The 19,884-nt window shown below is 69.6% G+C and carries 17 protein-coding genes; 9 read left to right on the top strand and 8 right to left on the bottom strand.

What is annotated here, in order from left to right; translation table 11 throughout:
- The first annotated feature begins 43 nt into the window (after positions 1-43).
- Positions 44-1,540 (top strand): carboxylesterase/lipase family protein, encoded by a 1,497-nt coding sequence (locus DL519_RS23245; protein ID WP_190817898.1) that lies wholly within the window; start codon positions 44-46, stop codon positions 1,538-1,540.
- 500 nt (positions 1,541-2,040) lie between these two features.
- Here DL519_RS23245 and DL519_RS23240 read toward each other — a convergent pair whose 3' ends face one another.
- From DL519_RS23240 to DL519_RS23225, 4 genes are all read right to left on the bottom strand, one after another.
- Entirely contained in the window at positions 2,041-2,787 is a 747-nt protein-coding gene (locus tag DL519_RS23240; RefSeq protein WP_190817896.1) for a helix-turn-helix transcriptional regulator, read from the bottom strand.
- Positions 2,788-2,966: 179 nt separating this feature from the next.
- On the bottom strand, positions 2,967-6,194 hold the full coding sequence (locus tag DL519_RS23235; RefSeq protein WP_223839433.1) for an arabinosyltransferase domain-containing protein: 3,228 nt from the start codon (positions 6,192-6,194) through the stop codon (positions 2,967-2,969).
- 144 nt (positions 6,195-6,338) lie between these two features.
- A complete protein-coding gene (locus DL519_RS23230) occupies positions 6,339-7,325 on the bottom strand; it encodes a glycosyltransferase family 2 protein (protein ID WP_190817892.1) in 987 nt (328 codons plus the stop codon).
- On the bottom strand, positions 7,322-9,022 hold the full coding sequence (locus DL519_RS23225; RefSeq protein ID WP_190817890.1) for a hypothetical protein: 1,701 nt from the start codon (positions 9,020-9,022) through the stop codon (positions 7,322-7,324). The genes DL519_RS23230 and DL519_RS23225 overlap by 4 nt, the downstream gene beginning before the upstream one ends.
- 419 nt (positions 9,023-9,441) lie before the next feature.
- On the opposite strand from DL519_RS23225, the gene rplU reads away from it, so the two are divergent.
- From rplU to proB, 4 genes are all read left to right on the top strand, one after another.
- A complete protein-coding gene (gene rplU / locus DL519_RS23220) occupies positions 9,442-9,750 on the top strand; it encodes a 50S ribosomal protein L21 (RefSeq protein ID WP_010695780.1) in 309 nt (102 codons plus the stop codon).
- A gap of 14 nt (positions 9,751-9,764) precedes the next feature.
- The gene (rpmA, locus tag DL519_RS23215; protein WP_010695777.1) at positions 9,765-10,022 is read left to right on the top strand and encodes a 50S ribosomal protein L27; all 258 of its coding nucleotides are present in this window, start codon (positions 9,765-9,767) and stop codon (positions 10,020-10,022) included.
- Between the two features lie 214 nt (positions 10,023-10,236).
- Positions 10,237-11,727, top strand: coding sequence for a GTPase ObgE (gene obgE / locus DL519_RS23210; protein ID WP_190824164.1), 1,491 nt, complete (start codon positions 10,237-10,239; stop codon positions 11,725-11,727).
- Complete coding sequence (gene proB / locus DL519_RS23205; protein ID WP_190817888.1) at positions 11,724-12,845, top strand: glutamate 5-kinase; 1,122 nt, start codon at positions 11,724-11,726, stop codon at positions 12,843-12,845. The genes obgE and proB overlap by 4 nt, the downstream gene beginning before the upstream one ends.
- A 120-nt stretch (positions 12,846-12,965) precedes the next feature.
- Here the strand turns inward: proB and DL519_RS23200 are convergent, their stop codons facing one another.
- Positions 12,966-14,243, bottom strand: a complete 1,278-nt coding sequence (locus DL519_RS23200) for an MFS transporter (RefSeq protein WP_190817886.1) — start codon at positions 14,241-14,243, stop codon at positions 12,966-12,968.
- A gap of 119 nt (positions 14,244-14,362) precedes the next feature.
- On the bottom strand, positions 14,363-14,602 hold the full coding sequence (locus DL519_RS23195; RefSeq protein ID WP_190817884.1) for a zinc finger protein: 240 nt from the start codon (positions 14,600-14,602) through the stop codon (positions 14,363-14,365).
- Positions 14,603-14,828: 226 nt separating this feature from the next.
- On the opposite strand from DL519_RS23195, the gene DL519_RS23190 reads away from it, so the two are divergent.
- From DL519_RS23190 to DL519_RS23180, 3 genes are read left to right on the top strand one after another with little or no spacing between them, the layout of a single operon-like run.
- Complete coding sequence (locus tag DL519_RS23190) at positions 14,829-15,014, top strand: helix-turn-helix domain-containing protein (protein ID WP_190817883.1); 186 nt, start codon at positions 14,829-14,831, stop codon at positions 15,012-15,014.
- Positions 15,011-15,265, top strand: a complete 255-nt coding sequence (locus DL519_RS23185) for a Scr1 family TA system antitoxin-like transcriptional regulator (RefSeq protein WP_190817881.1) — start codon at positions 15,011-15,013, stop codon at positions 15,263-15,265. Before DL519_RS23190 ends, DL519_RS23185 begins: the two co-directional genes overlap by 4 nt.
- Positions 15,223-15,522, top strand: coding sequence for a Scr1 family TA system antitoxin-like transcriptional regulator (locus tag DL519_RS23180; protein ID WP_190817879.1), 300 nt, complete (start codon positions 15,223-15,225; stop codon positions 15,520-15,522). Before DL519_RS23185 ends, DL519_RS23180 begins: the two co-directional genes overlap by 43 nt.
- A gap of 116 nt (positions 15,523-15,638) precedes the next feature.
- Here DL519_RS23180 and DL519_RS23175 read toward each other — a convergent pair whose 3' ends face one another.
- Positions 15,639-16,175 (bottom strand): winged helix-turn-helix transcriptional regulator, encoded by a 537-nt coding sequence (locus tag DL519_RS23175; RefSeq protein WP_223839431.1) that lies wholly within the window; start codon positions 16,173-16,175, stop codon positions 15,639-15,641.
- Positions 16,176-16,236: 61 nt separating this feature from the next.
- On the opposite strand from DL519_RS23175, the gene DL519_RS23170 reads away from it, so the two are divergent.
- Positions 16,237-17,652 carry an MFS transporter gene (locus DL519_RS23170; RefSeq protein ID WP_223839429.1) on the top strand — a complete coding sequence of 472 codons (1,416 nt, stop codon included), beginning with the start codon at positions 16,237-16,239 and terminating at the stop codon, positions 17,650-17,652.
- A gap of 53 nt (positions 17,653-17,705) precedes the next feature.
- Here DL519_RS23170 and DL519_RS23165 read toward each other — a convergent pair whose 3' ends face one another.
- Positions 17,706-19,826 (bottom strand): RecQ family ATP-dependent DNA helicase, encoded by a 2,121-nt coding sequence (locus DL519_RS23165; RefSeq protein ID WP_190817873.1) that lies wholly within the window; start codon positions 19,824-19,826, stop codon positions 17,706-17,708.
- Positions 19,827-19,884: the final 58 nt, after the last annotated feature.

The following is a 19,884-nucleotide window of genomic DNA, read 5'->3' as shown; positions in this document are numbered from 1 at the left end:
GCCGACTGGGGTGCGAGGCGTCCCGCAACGACACGGAGGTGTCATGAACAACATCGTGGAACTGGATTCGGGCCGCGTGCGCGGGCTGACCTACGAGAAGCACCGGCTGTTCCAGGGGATTCCGTACGCCGCGCCACCGGTCGGCGAGCGGCGGTGGTGCTCGCCGCAACCCGTCGATCCGTGGCCGCAGGTGCGCGACGCGACCGAGCCGGGCAGCCCCTGCCCGCAACTCCCGCAGGACTTCGCCGACATCGCCAGCCTGGACGAGGACTGCCTGTTCCTCAACGTCACCGCCCCCCGGACCGGCGGCTCCAAGCCGGTCATGGTGTGGCTGCACGGCGGCGGCGGGGCCAACGGCGAGGGCGCGATCTTCGATGCGCATCGGCTGTCCGTCGCAGAGGACGTCGTGGTGGTGACGCCGAACTCGCGGCTGGGCATCTTCGGCAACTTCGGCTACCCGAGCCTGGCCGGCGGCGGCGGGTTCGGGATTGAAGACCAGCAGGCGGTGCTGCGCTGGGTGCAGCGAAACATCGACGCGTTCGGCGGAGACCCGGGCAACGTGACGCTGTTCGGCGAGTCCTACGGCGGGCTCGACGTCAGCGCGCACCTGGTCGCGCCGGGCTCGGCTGGGCTGTTCCACCGGGCGATCGTGCAGAGCGGGTTCGCGCTGCTGCGTTCCCCGGCCGGTGCCTGGGCGCCCGGATCACCCGAGATGCCGACCATGTGGCTGTCCACAGTGGAACTCGACGAGTTGGCGGAGCACCTGGTCGGCCAGCTCGGCTGGGTGCAGCCAGGGAAGGAGGCGGCGATCGAACAGTTGCGCCGCGTCCCGGTCGAACAGCTGATCAACGTGTCATCGGTGTTCAGCCGGCCAGCTTTCGGCGGCGCGGTGCTGCCGGAGTCCCCTGCACAGGCGTTGCCAGGTGGGCGGTTCCACCGGGTCCCGGTGCTGACCGGTGGAACCCGGGACGAGGCCAGGCTGTTCACGGCGCTGTTCTGGGACGCCGCAGGTCAACCGATCACGCCCGACGGCTACGACAAGCTGCTCACAGACGGCTTCGACGCCGCAGCCGACGAGGTGGCCGAGCGGTACCCCGTTGACGCGCATGCGAGTCCGAGCCTGGCCTGGGCGGATGTGATCGGTGACGCGGCTTGGGCACGCTCGGTGTGGAACTTCGCGAACGCGCTGAGCGCGGAAACCGCCACGTACGTCTACGAATTCGCCGACCGGGAGGCGCCGCCGGTCGTGCCGTTCCCGCCGGGATTCCCGCCTGGTGCCCACCACTCCGCCGAGGTTGCCTACCAGTTCGACCTTGGCGACCCGGCGCCGCTGACCGAAGCGCAGCGCCGGCTGGCGGCGACGATGAACCACTATTGGGCGAACTTCGCGCGCAGCGGTGACCCCAACGGGCCGGATCTGCCCGGCTGGCAGACCTTCTCGGCGGCCGATCCGCACGTGCAGTCGCTGCACCCGGAACAGATCACCGGAACGAACTTCGCCGCCGAACACCGCCTGGATTTCTGGAGCGCTCTCGCCTGATCGCCAGGTGCCGTGAATGGTTTTGCGTCGCTATGGCGGCTGTTTGGGATGTGGTGGTGTGGCGTTGTTGCGGGGCCGCTGGTGCCGTTGAAGCGCCGAGGCTCTTGGCGCGCCCTCGCGGGGCCGGGGCGCGCCGGGCTATCCGGGGCAATGCCGGTGATGGATGAGACGAACGGACCGTTTGTGCCGTCTATTGAGGTGGAGGTTCCGTTCGCTTCACGACAATGGCTGGTGCCTGGGGTTGGGTGGGTGAGGTGAACGGACCGTTTGTGCCGTCTATGAGCCTGTTGCGTTTTCGGCGAAAACGGCTGAACCGAAGTACCAAATCAGTCTCGATCGCCGCCGTTTGTCCGCCAGTGGCCATCTCAGCCGTGATCGATCGATCACGGTCCGTGGTGGGCGTAATTTTGCAACAGGCTCCTATCGGGGTGGACGGTCCGTTCGCTTCGCGCCGGCGACGCCAGACGCATCACCGCCGCACAACGAGTTCCCGACCAGCCTCAATAGCGCCCAAAGCACTCACGAGCCGGCGGCAGCGGGCTGAAGTACTGGCGCGGTGTCACCCCGGCGAGGCGGCGGAACTCGCGCGTGAAGTGCGCTTGGTCGGCGTAGCCGCTGGCGTGGGCGAGGTCCGCGAGGCCGCCCGAGCCCACGCCTAGCCGCGTCGCCCGCTGGAAGCGGAGCACTCCGGCGAGGGTCTGCGGGCCGTATCCGACGGCAGTCGCGACACGCCGTCGGAGTTGGCGCGCGGACAGCCCAACGCTGTCCGCTAGCGCCGGAATCGTGGGTGGGGCTGGAACATCGAGGGCAGCCACCACAGGCGTCAGCGCCGGATCGGGCCGGTACTCCGACAACCGCGAGCACGCGAACTCCTCCAGGATCCGCCCAGCCTGATCCGGCCCATCGCCGAGCCTGCCCACGACGTCCCGCATCGAGGCGCCCCAGATGTCGATGCTGTCGACCTGCAGATCGCGCAGTTCGGTGGCGGGGATGTCGCCCAGCAGCAGGCGGGCAGCACCGGGCTTGGCGCGGATCCCGGTGATGCGGCTGCCCGGCGGCAGCGCCGAGAGCCTGGCGGTGGTGTCCGGTCCGACCACGTCGAGCCGGTCGCCCATCCAGATCAGATCCACGCAGCCGTCCGGGACCACGCGCTGCAGGTAGCCCAGCGACCCAGCCCCGTGCGTCCACACGCAGGCGATCGCCGTGCTCAGCGCTCCGACCGGCGGCCGCTCGCGATACCGGCTCACGGTCCCATGATGCCCACCCGCCCCGACACCGGAACCAGCGGCGGGTGCGAGCAACCACGCCGCCGCAGGCACCCATCACCGCAAACCGCTCACCTGGTCAGGCATGAGTGAGGGGCACCCCCGACCCGCTCAGTCGGTCGGAGGTGCCCCTCACTCGGATCGAAAACGCCCGCCCCGGGTCAGTCCTGCTTGTCGTCGAAGGTGGGGATGTCGGTGCGGTCGTCGGAGCTGGGCATGTCACCCGGCAGCTCCACGGACTGCGTCAGCGGCCCCGGCGACCAGGTGCCCCAGTGGGTTTCGGAGTGCACCTCCATCGCCGCCTGCGCGGGCAGCGCATCCGCGTCGTACGGGTGCACCACGAACAGCGAACCCCAGTCCTGCTGCGGATCGTTGCGCAGGTAGGTCGGCAGCTCTCGGACGCTGGACGCCACGGTCAACCAGCCGAACGGCCCGCCGGCATCCGGCGACGACCAGCCCTCACCGACGTCCCGGACCTCCTCGCCTGCCGACACCCGGAACTGCGGCATCTCCGCGATCCCGTTGTACAGCCCGGAAATGCGCAGGCAGGGATGCACCAGCGCGGCGGGCCACTCAACGAACGTCGCGCCGTCGCCGATGACCTCGGTCATGTTCGTCAGCTTGGGCACCCGCGGCACGGTCACCGCGAGCCAGCCCTCCCGGCCCAGCGCCTGGTCGACCGCGATCAGCCGCATCTTCGTCGCGCCCTCGGCTTCGGCGCCGAGCATGTAGCGGTGGTCCCGCCACCCGGGCGGCGGCCCCTGCTCCACGGTGTAGCGGCCGGTGACCTGGAAGCCCCGGTCGGTGTCCTTGCCGAATTCGAGGACGACGAAGTTCGCTCCGGTCTCCGCGCCCGCCAGGCTCACCGCAACTGGCACCTCGCCGTTGCGGGCCGATTCCGGCAGGTCGTACCAGGGGGTGCGCAACTCGCCGGTGTTCGTGCCGGCCTCGTCGAAGCTGCCCCACGCCGGGGCGTTGTCGCCGCCGAACTGGTGCGGCGGCTTCCAGTTCGGCGAATCCGGGTCGGCACCGTCGCTAGAGGGCACGCCAGGCCGGGTGAAGCCGACCTGCTTGGGCTGGAGGTACTGGTCGGCGGTCTCCCGATCGGCCAAGCGGCGCGGCGGCACCGGCACGTCGGAGTTCTTGGTCGGCGCGGCCACGGTGGGCTGCTCGGGCGACACCGGCAGGACGCCGGCCTGCGGATCGGTCTCCACCCCGATGTAGTCCGACAACCCGCAGCTGGTCCCGGTGAGCTGCTTGATGTTGTCCGTGGACAGGCTGTAGCTGTCGCCGCGCTCCTGGATGGCCTTGCCGAACGCCGAGACCTCGCCGAACACCATCAGCGCGCACAGCACCGACAGCGGCGCGGTCCCGAGCCGTAGCGCCCGGCTGCGCTTCTCCGGGCTGTCCCAGCGCTCGTCGACGATCTTCGGGTTGTTCTCGTCGATGCGCAGGTGCTCGATCAGCGCGATGACGCCCGCGATCCCGGCGAATACCAGGAACAGCGTGCTGAACTGGTGCCCGCTGATCGACGGCGGTTTGTCGAACCACGGGATGCCCCAGCCCGAGACGTACCACCAGGCGTTCGGGCCGGTGGAGGCGAACGCCAGGATCACCATCAACCCGGCGACGAAGGCCGCCCGGTTGCGCCGGGAGCGCAGCACGGTGGTGCTGGTCGCCAGCGCGGTCAGCGCGGCCAGCGCGCCGCCGAACGCGGCGAAGATGCCGAAGTGGTGGGTGTGCTTGGTGGGGGTCAGTGCCAGCACGGCGAAGCCCAGCGCGGTGATCGCGAGTAGCCGTCGGCTCGGGCCAAGCGCGGCACCGCGGATGCGGCCACGCCGCAGCAGCACAACGGCGCAGGTCGCCAGGCACAGGATCACCAGCAGCACCGGGAACCGGCGGGTCAGCGAACCGTCCGGGCTCTGGCTGAACAGCAGGCTGTAGCGGTTGAGCTCCTCGTACCAGCGGCCGTTCGGACCGAAGGTGGTCTTGAGCTCCATCGCGTCCATGACCGACTGCCACGTCTGGTCGTAGAACACCAGCGTCAGGATCACGAACCCGGAAGCGGAGATCGGTGCCAGCACCGGCACCCAGCCGAACTCCTGCGCCCGCTTGCGCACCAACCGGAACAGCGGCTTCACCGCGGCGACGTAGGGCAGCACCGCGACGAGGCCGTGCGGGTTGACACCCACCGACAACGCGGCGCCGACCAAGCCCAGCGCGGCGGGCATCAGACGCCCGGTCGCGACGGCCCGCTCCACGGCGCACAGCGCCAGCAGCGAAAAGAGCACCACGACCGGCTCGGCGCGGAGACCGTTGTTATACGGCAGCCAGAACGCCAGGAAAACCGCGGCGGCGGCCCAGCCGGCGGCGTTGCTGCGCCGCACCTGCTGGCCGAGCCGCGGCAGCACCTCACGGCTGATCAACAGCCAGCTGATGACTGCCATCAGCAGCGCGGGCAACCGCACCCATGGCGTCGCTGTCGAGACCTTTACCCACTGCGCGTAGAACTCGTAGAACCAGCCGAACGGCGACTCCGGGTTGGCGAACCAGCGGTAGTAGTTGCTGACGTACCCGGCGCTCTGCTCCGACCGCACCATGCTCAGCACATAGCCGTCGTCGGAGGTCATCGCGCCGATCAGCCACCACACGACCAGTGCCGCGTACACGACCGCATCGCGGAAGGTCGGCTTCCACCAGCCGCGCGGGGCCAGCCGCGGCGGACGCCGTCCGGCGCGCACGTCCAGCCGCCGTAGGCAGATCACCGAGCCGATGAACGCCGCGATCGCCAGAGCGATCACCACGAGCTTGAGCGGCGTTGCGTAGCTGCTGAACCGGTTGTCGACGCGGGCCTCGAAGGACAGGCCGCGCACATCGTCGACGGTGTTGTCCAGCGACGAGTAGATGCCGGTCAGCTGCGGGCGCTGGTCGCCGAGGACGCGCGCCCACACCTGCTTGCCGATCCCGGCGGTGGTGCCGGAGGCGTCGGCGCGCACGCTGATGGTGCAGTCACCGGTCGGCAGCGGCACGGTGCTCACCTGCTGGCCCTTGGAGTAAAGCGCGGCCTGGCCGTTGTCGACCTGCAACGTCAGCCCGGTCAGCTTGCCGTAATCCGATGACGGCGGGTTGGTGCTCAACAGGATTGCCGGCCCCGTGGTGCGCGCGTCCAGGCCGTGCGCGGCCGTGCACGGCACATCCGCGTCCAGCCACAGCGGTGAATAGGCGACCAACGGTGCGGACACCGATTTGGTGCCTTCCGCGGTTGGCCACCGTAATGTGACCACATCGTGGTTGACAGGTAGGAAAGGCACGAGCAACGCCAGCACTGTGCCGACGAGCCCGAGCAGCGAGGCGTACAGCCGAAGTTTCTTCGCCGACTCAGGGTGCACGGGGAGACCATACGGCCGGTGATCGACCGTCGTTGGCGCACCCCTCGCGTGTTCGCCGGGCCGTTTCTGCATGCCCGCAGTGCTGCGTGTTCCCGCTGGTCAGAACCCGTGAGTGCTTCCGGGTGTCACAGCACCGAGAAACACTCACGGTGACTTACCGGACTGAGCCGGGCTCGCGTTCGTCGTCTGGTCGGCCACCAGCACGTCCACGTCCCGGTCCCGCCCGGTCCGGTGCAGCACCAGCTCGGCGAGCAGACCGACGGAGATCATCTGCGCCGCGAAGATCTCCAGCAGGATCCCCAGCGTCAGCAGCGGACGAGTGCCGATCGACTGGTCCGTGAACAGCCACACCCCGCTCAGGTAGAGCAGGATCAGCGTGCCGATCGTCCCGGCCAGCAACCCGAGCCCGCCGAACAGGTGCGCCGGGCGCCGCCCGTAGCGGGTGAGCGCGACGACCGTGAGTAAGTCCAGGGCGCCGCGCACGTACCGCTCCAGCCCGTAGTTGGACTTGCCGTGCACCCGCGGCCGGTGATGCACGGCGAGCTCGCGGACCCGGTAGCCGAGCTGGTGCGCCAGCGCGGGGATGTAGCGGTGCAGCTCCCCATACAGCGGCACGCGCCGGTAGACCTCGGTCCGCGCCGCCTTGAGCCCGCAGTTGTGGTCCGCCAGCTTCAGGCCGGTGATCAGCCCGGTGACGCCGTTGAACACCTTCGACGGCAGCCGCTTGCCCAGCGGGTCCTGCCGTTGCGCCTTGTGCCCGCTGACGAGGTCGGCCCCGTTGTCGAGCTCCGCGAGCAGCCGCGGGATCTCGGCGGGGTCGTCCTGCAGGTCGGCGTCCAGCGTGACCAACAACTCCCCGCGGACCTCGGCGACCCCGGCGGCCAGCGCGGCGGCCTTGCCGAAGTTGCGCCGCAGCCGGATGCCGCGCAACCGGGGGTCCTGCCGGGCCTGCTCCGCGATCACCTGCCAGCTGTCGTCGGTGCTGCCGTCGTCGACGACCAGCAGCTCCCACGTCCGGTGCTGCTGCTGCATCGCATCGCGGATCTCGGCGAACAGCCGGGGCAGGTTCTCGCGTTCGTTCTTGGCCGGGGCGAGCAGCGAGACCTCGACTTCCGGTGCGGCATCTGTCATGGCTTGACCTGCGGACTTTCCGTAAGGGGCCGGATCCACCAGCCGTCGGGGAAGTGGAAGGCGACGCGCAGCAGCCCGGGCTGCGCGGGGGCGACCGCCTCGAAGCCCAAACCGATCTCGATACCGGGCGTCCGGGCTTCCGCGTCCGAGCGCGGGATGTCGACCACCCCGCCGCCGACGACCGTGCCGGTCTCGTCGAGCACGGCGATGCATTCGGCGCGTTCGATCCCGGAGATGGCCCAGCCCTTGAGCATCCGGGCGCCGCCCTGCACCTGGTCGGTCTCCACGTTGAGCACCACGTCGCGACCTTCCGGCCGCGGCTCGCGCAGCGCGCCGACGCTGGGGGTCCGCCAGTCCACGGCGCTGACCCGGTCGCCGATCTCCAGGCCGTCGGGGCAGCCCAGCGTGAACTCGCCGGAGAACGGGTAGTGCCCGAGCGCCTGCAGCCGCGGCAGCAGCCGGTCCGGTTCGGGGAACCGGTCCTCGAACGCGTCGGGGTGACCGATGCGCGCGGCGATGGCCAGCAGGTTCTGATTGGGCGCATCGGATCGCACGCTCTGCGCCATCGGGGCGCCCAGGGCGACGGTGGCCAGCACCGTGCCCGCGACGGCGACGGTGCGGATCTTCGGCCAACGCGGCCAGGCGACCACGATCACCAGCACCGCGACCCAAAATGCGGCGGTCATGCTGTTGTACCGGCTCTGCAACCCGGCGGCCTCGCCGAACGCGGCGCGCGAACCGGAGATCATCACCGCGCACCCCACCGCGTAGATCGCCAAGCCCCACCAAGGAGCGGCACTGCGACGTTCTTCTGCGGTCTGCCGGATGTGCAGCGCGAGCACCGCGAGACCCGCCACGCCCGCGATCAGCGCGATCGCCGGTTCGGTGCCGGTCCACACCATGCCGAGCATGCTCAGCCCGGCGAGCAGCGCCTGTGCCGGATCGTCGGTCGGCGAGCTGCCGCCCCCGCCCTGCGGACCGCGCAGCACCAGCCAAGACGCCACTACGAGCACCCCGACCACCATCGGAGCCGCGATCGAGCGGCGACGGTCGCCGCGCAGCCAGGCCACCAGGGCCAGCGCCGGCCACACCGCGAAGGACGTGCCGTAGCTGATCGACGCCAGCAACCCGAACACGATCGCCAGCACCCGGTGCTCCCGCTGCATCGCCAGCAGCGCCGCGAGCACCAGCATCAGCGCGAGGATCCACGACGCCCCGCTCATCGAGCGCACATAGTTGTGGATGCCGTGCGGGTTGAAAACCAGCGTCGAGGTCGCCGCCACCAGCCCGGCCCGCTGCCACGGGTTCAGCGCCTTCGGCAGCATCGCCCATCCGAGCAGCACGGAAACGACACCGAACGCGATGATCAGCAGCCCCAGCGGCTGGTTGAGCCCGTGCCCGTACCGGGCGCTGAGCCAGAACAGCAGGCTGGGCAACACGAACGGGTGCTCGTTGCGGAACCCGAACAGCGCCTCCGGGCGCAGCGACCCGTCGTCGTTGGTGATGTCGAGCAGGACCCACCAGTAGTCGTAGAAGTGCATCTGCGGGTAGCGCAGCACTTCCCGAAGCATCATCAGCGGCGGCACGAGCGCCGACAGGCCGAGGAGCAGGGGGCCGAACCGCTGCACGAGGCCTGGAACGGGGGCTTCGGGGGTGGCGCGCTCGACCCGGCCCGTCTCGGATGCGATGTCTGTCACGCTTTGTGTCCCCAGATCCGAATCAATAAGCGACTCACGTTAGCAAGCGCAGGTCAGGGCCCGGCACCTTCCAACGTCGGGTGACTGGATTTGACCACGCGGATCCGGTGGTCGTAGGCTGTCGCGGCTCGTCCGTCACCGGCCCCCGCGGCCGGGTCCCTCCCGCAGTTCGGCCCCGGTCGATCGGGGTAGGGAACGCGGTCTGTATGATGGATGAGAACTTCTCGCCGCCGGACGGGCGGAGAGAATAAACGCCTGTTTCGAATGCGATCGCCCGTGCGGCTCGGCTACCGAGACAGGAACCCACCGAGGCGCTGCACCGGCGGCGTGGTAGGAATCCTCGCCCCGCGCGGTCGAGGTGGACGTCCGCCGCAGACCTGGTGAAGTAGCGAAACCGAGCAGCAGGAGACTTCCGACTCATGTACGCGATCGTCAAGACCGGCGGCAAGCAGTACAAGGTGGCTGTCGGGGACGTCGTCGAGGTCGAGAAGCTCGAGGGCGAGCTGGGCTCCGAGGTCAGTTTCCCGGCGCTTCTGGTCGTCGATGGCTCTGAGGTCACGACCGACGCCGACGCGCTGGCCAAGGTGTCGGTGACCGGCAAGCTGGTCGAGCAGACCAAGGGCCCCAAGATCCGCATCCACAAGTTCAAGAACAAGACCGGCTACCACAAGCGCCAGGGTCACCGGCAGAAGCTGACCCGCGTTGAGGTCACCGGCATCACGAAGTGAGGACCTGAGTAGTCATGGCACATAAGAAGGGCGCATCCAGCTCTCGGAACGGCCGCGACTCGAACCCCAAGTACCTCGGGGTGAAGCGCTACGGCGGCCAGGTCGTCAAGGCCGGCGAGATTCTGATCCGGCAGCGGGGCACCAAGTTCCACCCCGGCCTGAACGTCGGGCGGGGTAACGACGACACCCTGTTCGCGTTGTCCGCTGGCACCGTCCAGTTCGGACGTTACCGCGGCCGCAAGGCCGTCAGCGTGCTGCCGGCCGAGGCCTGACCCGGCTCTCGGCTGCGAAGTACTTCCCGACGAGGGGCGGGTCCGGCTAGTCCGGCCCGCCCCTCGTCGTTTGCGTTGTGCGGGTGGTCACGCCCCACGGCAACATCGCGCCCCGCGCGGCACCATCGAGGTAGGTGACGCTGCGTGCGCCCCTGGTTCGCACGCGCGGAGCACTAAGACAGTTTTCGCCGGGCCGGGCTCGGCCGGAGTATTCCTGGAGGCATTCGTGTCGCGGTTCGTTGACCGCGTGACCATCCACGTCGCGGCAGGCGACGGCGGGCATGGCTGCGCCTCGGTGCACCGGGAGAAGTTCAAGCCGCTGGGCGGTCCGGATGGCGGCAACGGCGGCAAGGGCGGCGACGTCCAGCTCGTCGTGGACCCCAACGTGCACACCCTGCTGGACTTCCACTACCGCCCTAACGCCCGTGCGGCCAACGGCAAGCCGGGCCAGGGCAACATGCGCAACGGCGCGCAGGGCGGAGACCTGGTCCTTTCGGTCCCGGACGGCACAGTAGTGCTGACCACGGACGGTGGGGTGCTGGCCGACCTGGTCGGCGCTGGCACCACGTTCGTCGCCGCCGCCGGTGGTCGCGGCGGGCTGGGCAACGCGGCGCTGGCGTCCAAGGCCCGCAAGGCGCCGGGCTTCGCGCTCCTCGGCGAGCCGGGGGAGCAGTCCGGGCTGGTGCTGGAGCTGAAGTCGGTCGCCGACGTCGGCCTCGTCGGATTCCCGTCGGCGGGCAAGTCGTCGCTGATCTCGGTGCTGTCCGCGGCGCGGCCGAAGATCGCCGAATACCCGTTCACCACGCTGGTGCCGAACCTCGGCGTGGTCACCGCGGGCGAGACGGTGTTCACCGTGGCGGACGTGCCCGGCCTGATCCCGGGTGCCAGCGAAGGCCGCGGGCTGGGCCTGGACTTCCTGCGCCACATCGAGCGCTGCGCGGTCCTGGTGCACGTGGTGGACTGCGCCACGCTCGAACCCGGTCGCGACCCGCTGTCCGATGTGGACGCGCTGGAGACCGAGCTGGCGCAGTACACCCCGGCGTTGAAGGCCGAGCAGGGCGGCCAGGACCTGGCGTCTCGCCCGCGCATGGTCGTGCTCAACAAGATGGACGTGCCGGAAGCCAAGGAGCTGGCTGAACTGGTCAAGGCGGACCTCGTCACGCGCGGCTGGCCGGTGTTCGAGGTGTCCACCGCCTCCCGCGAAGGGCTGCGCGAGCTCAGCTTCGCGATGGCCGCCGAGGTCGAGCGCTACCGCGCGGAGCTGCCGCCGCCGGAGCCGGCGCGCGTGGTGGTCCGGCCAGCGGCCGTGGACAGCAGCAACTTCACCGTCGAGCCCGACCCCGAGTTCGAGGACGCGTTCGTGGTGCGCGGCGAGAAGCCGGAGCGCTGGGTGCGGCAGACCGACTTCGGCAACAACGAGGCGATCGGCTTCCTCGCCGACCGGCTGGCGAAGCTCGGTGTGGAGGAAGCCCTGGCCAAGCGCGGTGCGAAGCCCGGCAGCCAGGTGACCATCGGCAACATGACCTTCGACTGGGAGCCGTCCACGCCGGCCGGGGTCGCGGGCGTGCTCGGCCGCCGCGGCACCGACCTGCGCATCGACCACGACGACCGGATCTCGGCCGCGGACCGCAAGGCGGCGAAGAAAGCCCGCCGCAGCTCGCTGGACGAGTTCGGCCGGTTCGTCGAGGAGGAGGAAGGCCGGTGAGCGATCAGCTCTCGGCGACCAGGAAGGCAGTCGCGGCGGCGCAGCGCGTTGTGGTGAAGGTCGGGTCGTCGTCGCTGACCACCACGAAGGGCGGCCTGGACGCGGCGCGGTTGGGGGCGCTGGTCGATACCGTGGCCCGGCGAGTCGCCGCTGGTGGCCAGGTTGTGCTGGTGTCGTCCGGGGCGATCGCGGCGGGCATCGCGCCGCTGGGGTTGCGCCGCAGGCCGAAGGATCTCGCGACCCAGCAGGCCGCGGCGAGCGTAGGCCAGCAGGCTTTGGCGCACGCGTACGCGGAGTCCTTCACGCGTTACGACCTGACGGTCGGGCAGGTGCTGCTCACCGCGGACGATGTGGTGCGCCGCGGCCACTACCGCAATGCGCAGCGCACCCTGAACCGGCTGCTCGGACTCGGCGCGGTGCCGGTGGTCAACGAGAACGACACGGTCGCCACGCACGAGATCCGCTTCGGCGACAACGACCGGCTGGCGGCGTTGGTGTCCCACCTGGTGGGGGCGGACGCGCTGGTCCTGCTGTCCGATGTGGACGCTCTGTACGACGGGGACCCGCGCCGCGGCGACGCTTCGGCGATCCGCGAGGTCAACGGCGACGCGGACATTGAAGGTGTGCGGGCGGGCCGAACCGGCGCGTCCGGCTTGGGCACCGGCGGCATGGCGTCGAAGGTGGAGGCGGCGAGGGTCGCCTGCTCCTCGGGGATTCCCGTGCTGCTGACCTCGGCAGCGCTGGCCGACCGCGCGCTCGGTCCGGCCGACGTCGGCACGGCGTTCGCGGCGACCGGCAGCAGGCTGTCGGCCCGCCGCTTCTGGCTGGCGCACGCCGCCGGAGCCACCGGCCGCCTGTGGTTGGACGACGGTGCGGTGGCGGCGGTGGTCAAGCGCCGCCGTTCCCTGCTAGCGGCGGGCGTCACGGCGGTGGAGGGTGCCTTCGACGGCGGCGACGTGGTCGAGCTGGTCAACCCGGTGGGCAAGGTGGTGGCGCGCGGAGTCGTCGCCTACGACGCGACGGAACTCCCGGACCTGATCGGCCGCTCGACGCACGAGCTTCCGGCGGAACAACGCCGAGAGGTGGTCCACGCAGACGACCTCGTCCCGCTGCGCTGAGCAGCCCGCAACGGGTTTTCGAGGCGAAGGGCACCTTTGGGCGGGGCGACCATGCAGCTGTACACCGTTCAGCTGTGCACCCTGCAGCCAAAGTTGCCCTCCACTCACAGACCGTCGGGGTCAGCGGAGTTCGGTGCCTTTGGTTTCGGGGAGGGTGCGGATCACGAAGAACGCGACCGCCGCGCCGATGGCGATGTACCAGAAGAACATCGTTGACAGCTCGTAGCGGGCGAGCGCCTGGATCACCAGCGGCGCCGTGCCGCCGAAGATCGCGACGGTGAGGTTGTACCAGGCGCCGATGCCCAGGCCGCGCAGTTCGGTGGGGAACAGCTCCGACATGATCGCCGGCGCGATCGAGGTCATCGCCGTGTACAAGGCGACTCCGACGCAGAACACCACCAGCAGCCCGCCCAGTCCGGGGCCGACCAATGTGGACAGCGGAACGATCAGGACCGCGGTCGCCGCCGACCAGACCAGCAGCTGCGGCTTCCGGCCGATTCGGTCCGACAGCGCGCCCATCAGGTACTGCAGCACGATGAACAACGTGGTGGCGATCGACAGCGCTAGGAACACGTCGGTGGCGTCGGCGTGCCGGTTCTTCACCGCGAACGGGGTCAGCGCGCTGAAGAACGTGTAGTAGCACAACGTGGACAGCATGCTGAAACCGACGAGTTGGCCGACCGCCTTGGGGTGGTGCTTCAGCGTCATCCACAGTGGATTCATCAGCGCCTTGGCCTTGGCGCGGTTGTCCTCGAACTGCTCGGTCTCCTCGAGGGTGCGGCGCAGCCAGATGCCGAGCACCCCGAGCACACCGCCGATCAGGAACGGGATCCGCCAGCCGTAGTCGGTGAGCTGGTCCTCGGAAAGCAGCCCGGTCAGCGCGTAGCCGAGCAGCGAGGCGACCAGCAGCGCGGAACCGGTCGAGATGTAGAAGAAGGCCGAGTAGCGGCCTCGTTTGGCCGGTGGCGCGATCTCCGCCAGGTAGGCCGACGCGTTGGACACCTCGCCGCCCAGCGAGAGTCCCTGCCCGACCCGCGCCAGGATCAGCAGGATCGACGCAGCCCAGCCGATCGACTGGAAGGTCGGCAGCAATCCGATGATCAGCGAGCCGCCTGCCATCAGCGAGATGGTCAGCAGCATCGCCGTCTTGCGGCCCCGGAGGTCGGCGAACCGGCCGAGCAGCCAGCCGCCAAGCGGGCGGAAGAAGAACGCCAGCGCGAACGTGGCGAGGGTGTTGATCAGCGCGAGTTCGCCGGGGAAGAACGAAGCAGCGAAGTAGACGCTGAAGGCGGTATAGACGGTCCAGTCGTACCACTCGACCGCGTTGCCGATGCTGGCGGCGACCAATGTGCGCAGGGGTAGTCGGGATTCCTCTGCCGTCGTCGCTTCTTGCGTCATCGCATCCTCCGGTGTCGTGGCAGGACGCCCGTGCGCGCCGGAGGTGTGCTGTTGTCCTCCGGGCCTCGTACGGGTGACGACACAGTACGGTCTGCGTTGCCTGTGCGGAAGGTCCGAATTCACCTAGTGGGAGGACCTGGACTACAGGGAGCGATGGGGGCACCGGCCAACTCGTGCGCGGTCTTGTTGCACTCGGGGCAGGTCGTCCACAGCCACGCGAGGTCGGAGTTGTCCACGGTGATCTGCTTGCCGCACAACGTCTCGACCTGCGAGTTGACCGGAAAGCCGCCGCGGGGCCGGGGTTTCAGCGTGGCGTGTCGCTGTCCGTTGCCCGGTTGCCAGCGAAACGGGTGTGGCATGCATGATCACCGTCTGTTCCAACTCGACTTGAGGCGTCCGCCGCGTGTAGCGTCCGGCAGCCGGTTCCGGGACGACGCCGACGGGAGCGCGGTATCGGACACCGGGGGTGCGGTGCTCCTGGGGTGGTCGTCGTCGCGCGTACCATTTTGGTGGTGCTGAAACGGATGGCCAATTACCTGAACAGGTAGTAGTTACCATGACCCGAATTCTGTTTCGCTATGGTTCATGACCCGTACCACTGGTGGCACGCCGAAGGCCCGCGCGCTCGGGGCTGAGCTGCGCGAAGCCAGGGAAGAGGTCGGCAAGAGTCTGCGTGCGGTGGCACAGGAGCTCGACACCGATCAAGTCAGGCGGATGCGGTACGAAACGGGGAAGTCCGTCCCGCCGCTGGAGTGGTGGCCGCCGTCATGACCGCTCTGGGCGTTTCGGCTACCGAACGTGATCGACTCGTCGAGATGGCCCGCGATGCCGATGCGCCGAACCTCACCGCGGACCGCTCCGTCGTGCGGCAGGAGCTGACCGCGCTGATCGAGTTCGAGCGCACCGCCACTCGCATAACGAATGTGGCCACCGGGCTGATTCCGGGGCTGCTGCAGACTTCCGCTACGCGCGCGCCGGGATGCGTGGCCAGCCGGTCGGCGAGGTCGAGAAGCTGGTGCTGATGCGCGTCGGCCGCCGGGAGATCCTCTCCGCCCGCAACGGCCCGCGACTGACGGTGATCATCAGCGAGCACGCGCTCCGGGAGCGGATCGGCGGGCGCGCGGTCATGGCCGGACAACTCCGTAAGGTGACGGAACTGGCAGACCACACCCAACTCCGGCTCGCCCGCAGCTACACCGAAAACCACCGCCACCCCTGGGAAAAACCAAACCCCGAACCCCAGCGGCTAAGCCCAGCCCGCATCCGCCGAAGGCAATGAATTCTGCGTGCTGTGATGGGACGGTTAGCCGACGATGTGGACCGAATGAGACAGTCCGGGCAGCTGTGTCCACTGTGGTTAGTCCTTGGTGATTCGCCGCGTCCGCCGCAGCAGGCTTACTCAGCGGCAGGGGCGACCGCAGTGCTGATCGGGGTCAGCATCCGGTGGGGGTTCTCAAGGGCGCGGGCGACGCGATCGCTGCGGTGCATCGCGTTGGTGCCGGGGCCAGGGCGGACGACGAGGTCGTCGGGGCCAGGGATCTGGCCACACGCGCGGCATCGCCCGAAGTCGTCGATGTCGGTGTCGCATGCCGTGTGGCTGAAGATCCGGGAAGGGTGTGGTCCGCTCGTGTACCGCTCGCCCCATTTGGACAGGGCGAAGATCGTGGGCCACAGCGCCCGCCCACCCTCGGTGAGCAGGTACTCCGGGTGCCCGCCCGAGTCCTCCCGGGTCAGCACACCGGCCGCGATCAGGGTCTCGAGCCGGTCGGTGAGCACGGCTCGGGAAATGTCCAGGTGCTCTCGCAGGTCCGTGAAGCGGCGCACGCCGTAGAAGCAGTCGCGCAGGATCAGCAGGGTCCAGCGCTCTCCGACCACCTCCAGCGCACGGGCGAGGTAACAGCCCTGCTGGTCGTATCCGGTTCCGAGTGCCACGTCGTCATCGTACCGACGGAGTGGTCTGTTCACCAGACTGCCACTATGCGACGATGGTCTGGTGAACAGACTGAGTTTTCGCGGTACCACGAACCGGCGCGTTGAAGGTGCACCTCGGTCTTTCGCGGCGGCACTTGCGCTGACGTCGCTGAGTACGTTTGGGGCCATGCTGGCCTACTCGGGTCCACTGGGAAACGCAGCGAGGGTCACCGCCGCGCTGGCTGCCCCGCCGGTAGCCACCATGTGGATTCTGAGCTCGATGAGCACCGGCCTTGCGGTGAGCCTGCTGACCGCGGGTGCGCTGGCCGACCAGTCGGGCCGTCGGAGGGTCTTCGAGCTCGGCGCGTACGTGTTCGCGGCCGGATCCGTGGTGTGCGCCACCGCAGCCACGGCGACGCAATTCGTCATCGGGCGGCTGGTCGAAGGTGTTGGTTCGGCCGGTGTTATCGCAACCGGGTTGGGGCTTGTGGCTGCGGTGAACAGCGATGCCGAAGCTCGTTCGGCATCGGCCAGTTGGTGGGGGGCCAGCATGGGCCTCGGCATTGCGCTCGGCCCGCTGATGACCGGCTTGCTCGATCTCGTGGACCTATGGCGCGCACCCTACTGGCTACTCGCCGCAGTCGGGGCGAGCATCGCTGTCGCCTCGCGGTGGTGCTTTCCCGAGACGACGGTGATTCCGGGCAGGCGTCTGGACCTGCTTGGCGCGGCGTTGATGACCGGCGGGCTAGGGTTGCTGCTGGTCGCACTTGTCGAAGCGCGCCAAGGTGGTCTCACCCCAGCCCTGGTCTGCGCCGGTGGTGCAGTGGCCGCGTTGGTGGCTTTCGCCATCAGCCAACTCCGGAGCCGGTCGCCCATGCTGGAACTCGCGCTGTTTCGCCGAGGCGACTTCGCCGCCGCCACGGTGGCTGCTGCGGTCACCGGCGCCGGTGTGATCGCACTGATGTCGTTCGCCTGCACGTTCCTGGTGACCAGCATGGGGATGAGCACTTTCGGGGCCGCCGCGGCGCTCGGGCTCTGGTCCGGCACCAGCGCCGTCTCGGCTGTGGTCAGTCGTCGGCTGGCCGCGCGGCTGACCGGGACGGCGCAGTTGGCAATCGGCCTTGCGGTCACGGGTGTCGGTCTGCTGCTGCTTACCGGACTCGAGACCGGTTCGACCATCTCGCGGCTGGTGCCCGGTCTTCTTGTGGCCGGCGGCGCCACCGGCGTGCTCAACGCCGGCCTGGGACGGCAGGCGACTGCCACCGTTCCACCTGACCGTGCTGCGGTAGGCGTCGGGATGAACAACACCACCCGTTATCTCGGCGCCTCGCTCGGGGTCACCGTCGTCGGTGGCCTTGCCTCCGCCCCGCATGACGACATAGCCACCCAGCTATCCGGCTGGAATCACGTCGCCGTGCTCACCGGCATCGTCTCCCTCGCCGGGGCTGCCGCTGTGCTGGCGCTACCCCGACCCGAATCCGGACACGAACGAGGATGACACCGCCTAACGTACTCACGGGTCCCTGAGCTGTGGCTTGGTTTCGAGGCCGGTCACGAAGTGGTGGCGAGGGTGAAGGGCAGGACTGCCGGGGCGCCCGCTTGGCGGAGCAGGCGGCTGGCGACCGTGATGGTCCAGCCGGTGTCGGCGTAGTCGTCCATCAGCAGCACCGGTCCGTCCAGCGTGGACAGCTTGGCGGTGAGCTCCTCGGGCACCTTGAACTGCTGCCAAAGCGACGCCACCCGCTGGGCGCTGTTCGTGGCGCGCCGGGGCGTCGTGTTCGGGTTCGTCACCACCTCGCCGAGCAGCGGCAACCGCCCGATCGTGGCGATCCGTTCAGCGAGGCTACGCACCAGCCGCGGACGCGTCCGCGAACCGAGCGCGACCACGCCCAGCGGCCGCCGCGCCCAGTCCCACGCGGCCAGCACCTTGATTCCGGCCTGGAACAGGTCGTCCGGCAGTTCCTGGTCGGGCGCGCCGGTGGCGAGCAGTTCCCGCAGCCGGTTGCCCCAGCCGATGTCGGTGAGCCGCCCGATCGCCCGGCCCGTGGTGGCCTGCTGGCCGGCGGGGAGCTTGCCGGAGACCGGGATGCCGAGCGCATCCATGCCACTCGGCCACATCTTGCGGGGCGAAACCTCCACGCCGGGTCGCCGCAGTCGCTCCTCCGCCTGCTGCACGGCCTGGTCGTCGACGTCGCCGGAATAGCCGGAGCCGGTGCAGTTGTCGCAGCGTCCGCAGGGCTCGGCCGCCGGATCGTCGAGTTGCCGCCGCAGGAATTCCATGCGGCAAGACGACGTCCCGAGGTAGTCGAGCATCGCCTGCTGCTCGGACCTCCGCTCCGCGGCGATGCGCTCGTAGCGCTTGGCGTCGTAGTGCCACGGCGCGCCGGTGGCCTCCCAGCCGCCCTTCACCCGGCGGACGGCCCCGTCGACGTCCAGCACCTTCAGCACCATCTCCAACCGGGTGCGCCCGAGCTCGACGTGCGGTTCGAGCGCGGCCGTCGACATGCGTTCCTGCTGCGCCAACGCATCGAGAACCGCGCGCACCGTCGGTTCCGGTGGGAAGGCCAGCGACGCGAAGTAGCTCCAGATGTCGCGGTCCTCCGGGCCGGGCAGCAGCAGCACCTCGGCCCGCTGCACACCGCGCCCGGCGCGCCCGATCTGCTGGTAGTAGGCGATCGGCGAGGACGGCGCGCCGAGGTGAACGACGAATCCGAGGTCGGGCTTGTCGAAACCCATGCCCAGCGCGGAGGTCGCCACCAGCGACTTGACCCGGTTCGCCAGCAGGTCGGCCTCGGCCTGCTGCCGCTCGGCGGGATCGGTGCGGCCCGAATAGGACGCCACCTCGTAGCCCTGCTCGCGCAGGTAGGCCGCGATCTCGTCGGTCGCCGCCACCGTGAGCGTGTAGATGATCCCCGAGCCGGGCAGTTCCTTCAGGTGGCTCGCCAGCCAGCCCAGCCGGGCCTGCGCCGTGGGCAACCGGACCACGCCCAGTCGCAGGCTCTCCCGGTCCAGGCTGCCGCGCAGGACCAGCGTTTCCTGCGGATCGGTGAACTCGCCGCCCACCCCGAGCTGGTCGGCGACGTCCTGCACGACGCGGTCGTTCGCGGTGGCCGTGGTCGCGAGCACCGGGACGCCCTCGGGCAGCTCGGTGAGCAGCGTCCGCAGCCGCCGGTAGTCCGGGCGGAAGTCGTGGCCCCAGTCGGAGATGCAGTGCGCCTCATCGACCACGAGCAGGCCCGCGGCTTGGGTGAGCTCCGGCAGGATCGTGTCCCGGAAGTCGGGGTTGTTCAGCCGTTCCGGGCTGACCAGCAGCACGTCGACCTCGCCGGCGGCGACCTCCTCCTCGATGTCGGCCCACTCGTCTGGGTTCGCGGAGTTGATCGTCGCGGCGCGCACGCCGGCCGCCGCGGCAGCATCGACCTGGTTGCGCATCAGCGCGAGCAGCGGCGAAACGATCACGGTCGGGCCTTCGCCGAGTTCGCGCAGCAGCGCGGTGGCGATGAAGTAGACGGCGGACTTGCCCCAGCCGGTGCGCTGCACCACGAGCGCTCGACGACGCTCCAGCACCAGTGCGCGGATCGCGCTCCACTGGTCCTCGCGCAGCGCGGCGTTGGGGCCGGCCAGCGCGCGGAGTCGGTCGTCGGCGAGTTCGCGCAGCGCGTTTTCGTCCACGACCCGATTCCTACCGGATGCCCACGACGTGCCACGTCCGGGGTGGCCGGGCGTGAAA

This window comes from Saccharopolyspora pogona, assembly GCF_014697215.1.
Classification (GTDB): domain Bacteria; phylum Actinomycetota; class Actinomycetes; order Mycobacteriales; family Pseudonocardiaceae; genus Saccharopolyspora; species Saccharopolyspora hattusasensis.
The sequence above is the reverse complement of the archived record's forward strand: the minus strand, read 5'-3'. Positions and strand labels throughout refer to the sequence as shown.